Source organism: Novipirellula sp. (assembly GCF_041583735.1).
GTDB lineage: Bacteria > Planctomycetota > Planctomycetia > Pirellulales > Pirellulaceae > Novipirellula.
In genome coordinates, this window is sequence record NZ_JBFHFD010000484.1 from 1 (window position 1) to 6,566 (window position 6,566).

The 6,566-nt window shown below is 53.4% G+C and carries 2 protein-coding genes; one reads left to right on the forward strand and one right to left on the reverse strand.

The features are described from left to right. On the reverse strand, nucleotides 1–3,712 hold a 3,712-nt coding region (locus ABX962_RS26385; protein ID WP_372723838.1), incomplete at its 3' end, for a hypothetical protein. A 1,933-nt stretch (nucleotides 3,713–5,645) separates the two neighbouring features. Between ABX962_RS26385 and ABX962_RS26390 the strand changes: the two genes are divergently transcribed. Beyond that, the coding region (locus ABX962_RS26390) for a tetratricopeptide repeat protein (protein ID WP_372723840.1) at nucleotides 5,646–6,566 on the forward strand (921 nt) is incomplete at its 3' end.

Here is a 6,566-nt window from a genome sequence, read left to right on the forward strand (position 1 = left end):
CAGTGGTTGTGTTTGTCTCGGTAGTTGTGTTTGTCTCGGTGGTTGTGTTTGTCTCGGTGGTTGTGTTTGTCTCGGTGGTTGTCGGCGTTGCGTTGGTGGTTGTGGTGGGGAGCGTGTTGGGGGAACTGGCCAATGCGTTCAGGACACTCTCGGGAAGCTTTGCCGCTAATTCGGTTGGCGACTTGTCACTGAAAAAGTTGACGTTTTGGCTGTTGATGCGGTCCGCGTCGACTGAGTTGGGGAACAGTTTGTCGCCGTAGGTAAAGTATTCGACGACTTCGCCTTCGCCATTGATCTGCAGAATGTGGCGTCCGCCGTTGGAATCTTTATACGCAGTCGGTCCACCAAAGACAGCATTGGCGGGGACGCGGTAGCCGGGACCATCGTCGCCGTACGTGCCATTGGTATCGTTGGTCAAATTGGCGACCCGCCATTGTCCGCCCGGCGGCAATGTGAACTCGATCAATTCACCGCCGTTGGTTCCATAGACACGAATCGTCCCGTCGTCTTCGACCAGCGGCGCGACGTAGGTGTAGACGCGGCCGGTAAACGGTTGTTGGAAGGGGAAGTAGCCGAAGTTCTGACCGTTGTCAGCCGTTTGTTGGCTGATGTTTTCCTGAAGCACTGTGGATGAGTCGATCGTGTAGTGGACCAATCGCGACGTCCCATCGGTCGCAAAGACATGGCGAATTCCGTTTGGCATCGTTAACGCTCGTACGTTTCGCATCATGCGAGTGTCGCGACTGGTGGCATCGATTTGGCGTGTCGTAACGCTGCTGCCGTCGATGCGATACTCAATCAGATTGCCGGTCTGGTTGGTGCCGTAACCGAACTGGATCTGGTTGTCACCGGGCGTGACCGCAACGGCGGAATAGGCTCGCGATGCATCGACGTTTCCGCTGGCGAGCGTCAGGTCGGTGGTCGCCGCACTCGGATCGATCGGAATGGCAATCCAGTGCCCATCGTTGGTGGTCGCCGAAAAGCCCAGGGGCCCCGCAGGCACGGTGTCTTCGGCCAGGATGACGCCAGGGATCGGGCGGTGAGCGACCGTCCAGTTTGCGGTGTCAAACAAGTCGTGATGGGCCCAGTCGTTGCCATCGGGGGTGAAGGTATACTGGACCACGCCACCTTGCGTTGAACGTCCCATCACATGCACGCTGCCGTCGAGCATCGTCACGGCGCTGGCTTCGCCTGTGATCAAGAAGTTGGCGGCTGCGGAAGCGGGGATTTGCTTGTCGTCAACGATCTGGGCGAGCAAGTTGATTTGGTCATCGGAGATCATGCCATCGCCGCGAGCGGTTAGCACCAAGCTGCCGTTTCGCAAGACTTGGAACGCCATCCGGGCTTGGGTGATCGCTCCGCTCGGCGATGGCAGCGGACTTGGCACCGCACTCATCTGACGCCGCGCCGATTCCGCAAAGATGGTGACGGAAAGTAAGTTGCTTTGAGCCAAGGAACCGTAGAAAGTATTTTCGGCATTAATCGCGCCACGGAAAATGCCTGGGCCGCGTTCTACGACCGCTGGATCGGCACCTGATATTTCGTATTGATCCAAGCCATTGGTATTCGATCGATTATGCGTAAAAGCGACGTCACGTAGTTCGAGGGTAAAGTCAGGATCTTGCGTATCCACTGGCCTGAGCTGAATTTCGTGATAGATGGCAGGATCGATCATCGTGCTTTGCGTGGGTGAAATATCGCCTAAGTCAAACGAGTTTGTCGCGGGGATATTCACCGCCGGAGCGAGAACTTCGTTGATTGTAGGGAAATCGTTAGGGCTAAAACGAGCGATCCCCCCATAACGGTCGCCGATAAAGATCTCGCCGCCACGATCGACATACGGCTGAATCGTGGCTGCCTGTGAGAGCGTGGCAAACGCACCAGGAATCTTCGGGATTTGCCACGTTTCGATCCGTGCGGGTGAAGTCAGTGGAGAGGAAGGGGTGGCGAGCGAGAAACGATGGACAATGCCTTCGGTTAATTTTGGATTGCTTAACGGTTTCCCATTGGTTCCCGATCTGTTGGGAAACGTGGCAATAATGAAATCGTCTTCGGGAGTGCCCGGCGTTTCATTATCATCAATTTGCACGAACGACCCGGACACGCCTGCAAATGTGCCGACATCCCACGTGGTCCAAGCGTCCTTGCCACCGGGAAGTATGCCCGGACGCAGCAACGCAATGCGTCCCGAGCCCGCGATATCAATCGCCCAAACCCATTGATTTCCCTGGTCTTTACTCTTGCTATCGTCGATGACGACCTGGAAAGCATGCGGATGAAATTCATGGTTAAAACCGGTTGTCAATTCCTTGGGCAACGGATGGACCGTCACACGTGATTGATCGGAATCAAGCCCCTTTTTCGAATCAAAGTTGAACTGCAGTAGTGCATGAGCGTCGGGCGAGGAAACCCAAACGTCACCCGTGGCATCGGTGAACACAGCGTGAAACGCGGGTAAGCCACCATTGATATCGTTCTGTTTGAGCAGTTCATCAATCGTTTGGTCGGTTTCGACGTTATCACGAATGATTTTGTCGTCAATTAGTTTTGCAAAGTCGTAGGAGACCAACTTGTTTTTGATAAGGTCGACGTACGATAGTCGGCCCGGACCTTCGGAGGCGCCGCCGACGTTGGCTGAAGGGCCTCCTGCGTTGCGGTGCGCGCTCCAAACCCGGGGAGTCAGGTGGGTATTGAAATCAAAGAAGGTACCGTGCGGATTATCACCACCGCCTCGAACGAGGACGGATGAGTCGGCGACGTGATTTTTCTTCGTCGCACTTTGAAGTTCGACTCGCTGAAAATTACCTTCGCTAACCGAAGCTTTTGCGGCATACACGGTCTCAGCGGTGGGACCGGAACCGATCGTGATTTGGGCATCAATCGGGACGCTCGTTCCGATGAGGATCGATGTGGTGTCTTTGGTGGCGAATTCAGCCAGCCGCGTTAATTTTCGCGTGAAGCCGCCGAGCGATGCCAGATCATAAATTTCCAATTGTTCGGTAGCGGGATCGAAGCGGCCCACCGTAGTCGCTTTCTCAGTGGTAAACCAAACCGTTTGTGTTGTCTTGTCAAACGACATTTGCCAAGGTTGTGCCGGTTCGTCCTCGGCAATGCCAATCGCCCGGTTCAGTGCCCTCTGCACATCATAAGTCGTCGTAAAAACGGGAGTACCCTTCGCGACAAGGCTCGCAGCGTTTGGCTTGGTCAGAAAGAAGGTATAACCAAAGGTGGATTGGTTGCCAGCCGAATCCGTGATGCGAATTGTGATCGTATTGTTTGCCGATTCAACGAGACCATCGCTGAGTTTGGCAACCAATGTCGCGGATACGAGAGAGTTTGAATCTCCCGTAGGAGTGGAAGGGATTTTGATCGTCTCTGCGGATCCCAGTTGCTTGCCATCTTCGGTAAACATTTCCACTAATAACACATTCTCTTTACTGGAGAATGCTTGGTCATAAACTGAGATATCAATTTTCAAGCTATCGTCACCTGAGAGTTGGGCGACTTCGACAGGTAGGTGGCTTCCAGCAAACAAGCGGTTGTCAGCATTTGCCGTAAAAGCCAGGATTTCGATCTCGGTGTTGCGTGGGAAGGACGATGGTAGCTCTCTATTGAGTTCCAGTACGAAGGCATGTTCCGAGAGAGGCGTCACACTTCGCACCTCGAAAACCGTGTCGGAGGAGATCGACGCACTGGGAAATTGAATCTTCATCCCTACTGCGATCGGACGCATCACAACAAGTTGCGTTGCCCCTATTTCAGCTTCTTCTACTAAACGCGTGGTATTCGGTCTCACTCGATCGACTACGACCTCAACAAGGGACGACGCGTCACTCGTGTTGCCGGCGCGATCCACGAGCAGAAGATCATAGAGACTCGTTCCTTCAAGTGGAGCGGAGTCGGCGATTGTATTCACTGGGTCGCCCTGGATTTCGGGATCCACAGTTTTGACAAATGAAGGGAGCTCGGACGCTGTCTGCCGTCTGCGAAGTATCGCACGGAAGTCATCTTTGGGCTCCGCTGGGTCTGGCATTACCGAGGAAATGTCGAACATCACCTCGTCTTGATTGCTCACTGGCGTTGCAAATAAAAGTGTCGGACGATCGGGGCTTTTTCGGTCGACACGAAGTTTTAAAGTCTGACTAGGAGGACCTGCAGGATTGTCTAAACTGTCGAAGTTCTGTGTCCTTACTTCTGCGATTGATTCGGTACCCTCTGGGAAAAGTACATCCACGCGCGTCTTGGGGATGCTGATTTCATATTGGTTGTTCTGGCGCGTAGTGGCCCTGCCTTCGACAACTCCGTTAATCAACAGGTCAACACTTGTAACACCGTTTGGAAATGGCCCTTCGAATGTGAGATTGCCATCACTAGTCAGTGACGGATTGGTAATACTATCGCTCGCTAGTTCAACGCTATCTGTTCGTCCTGAATCATCTACGGGTTTTAAGACAGGAGCACCCGATGCCTGGACGGTCCAGGTCGCTGACTGTGTGCCTGGATCGCCCGAATTACCTGCCAAGTCAACGATCTTGGCCTGATCGATCGTCAGCGTGTATTTGCCAGGTAGTTGATTGAACTGAGAAAGATCAGTGATGGCGGTTTTCGACATCTTCGCGGAACCAGGGAAATCGGGTACCGGTTGCGGGATTCCAATGGGATTGCCGTCCGTATCCACTACCTGTCGCGTTAACGTCACTGCCTCAATTGACTTTGGATCAAAATTGATTTCTGTGATATTGATTGCAACAGCAGAAACTGAAGTTGTACGAGGCGAGGACGGGGACGTGACGGCGCTTAGAATTGGGGGCAGCGAGTCGTGAAGTATGAACAAATCGTCAATAGGTACAAATGAGGCGAATCCAGGGCGTTGAACCTCGATCGAAATCTTACTGAAAGTATTCTCGCTAACGCTGATGGCTCTGGAAAACTTAGTCGAGCGGCGGTTGTTTACTTCAGTGCTCGTGGTAATCACAAAACTGTCTTTTTCAATTTCGTCAACTTTTATCACAACAGTATTGCCGTGAAACCTCGTCGATTCCGTGATACCCTCCGGTCCCAGTATTTCGCCTGAGAGAACCGCTGCCTGATTCTCCTTTGAATTAATGGTGCATATCTCTGAGGACGCATTCTGCAACGTTATGCTTATGTCGTGAACACGTCCGACACCCCCAAATTCTCCTGTACTTACACATGCCAGCAGCCGGCGGTCTTCGAGTTGTTCTAAGACCAGTGCATGACGTCGATTTCGCTTGCGAGTGGATTTCTTCTTCGATGGGCGTGGGGACATCATGGCGCTCAGGGGGGCAACATCAAAATCGGTATGACTGTTAAAACCACCCCAATCTAATTACGCGGGCGTCCTGTTGGGGGTGGGGTTGTACCCAAATTTACCAAAAAAGCAGCCTTCTCGTGCTTACCTAAACCCCCTGAAAGGTCCGGCTTGTTGAGTTTGGCATTCTTTTGGGGGTGCCATGGCTACTTGCCCCCTCAATTTGGTAATGAAACCACTCTAACTGTTCCGAAACTATCTTTAGGCACAATCCCTGTAATCGGATTGACCACAAAGGGCCGCAAAATCAGCAAAACAGAACGTTCTGTCGCGATTCCTTGAATCAAGATTGGAACCGACAACGGAAATCGTGATGAAGAGATGCACGTCAACCTACTCAAAATTCCGCAGCTGGCGCGGCTCGGTGGCACTGGCTACGGTGTTGTTAGGATCCTCTGGCGCGTTTGCGGAAGATTCTCGCTGGATTCCCACCGACGATCTCCAGGCATCGCAGGTTTCCGTGCCCTCGCTGATCGACGAATCGGCAGGCTCGGAACCGGTCAATCCGTCATCCAGTCTGGCCGGGGACGTTGATCCGGTCGAGCGCGAACTGCGATTGCAGCGTGCGATCGCCGATTCACTTCATGGCGATAACCAAAAAGCGATCGACTCGCTTGGTGACCCCGCCAGCAATGACACCGCGGCGCTCTACGCTTCGGCAATGTGGATGATGCAAAACGGCCACGTCGATGAAGGGATGCAGACGCTCCGCACCATCGCGAGTCGTGAGGACGCCCCGGCGGAAACGCACAAATTTTTATCGATCGGACATCTCCATCTGGATCAACCTCAAGCGTCCGAGGCGGCAGCCGAGGTTTATCTCGAATCGCATCCCGATGATGCCTACGCCCACTATGTTCACGGGTTGGCGATCCTGCGACAAGATGACCCCGTGCGGGCTCACGATTCGTTACGGCAAGCTGGCTACGACGAAGACGACGTGGCTCAGATCCAAACCGTGGCAATGCAGGTGCCAGTGGATGTGATGCAGCGTCGGTTGACGATTGGAGAACCGATCACGGGGATTCAAAATCGATCTCGTTACGATGACGGATGTGATTCGCTCGGCGGTGGCCAAGCCCAAAACAAACCGTACAACGTCACGGTCCTGTTCGCCGGCGAATACGACAGCAACGTGCCGCTACAGCCTCGGTTCTCGGGGCTCGGTTCGGACATCGATCATGAAGACTATCGTTTTTTGATGGCTTCCTTCTTGGATCTGCAGTTGATGTCG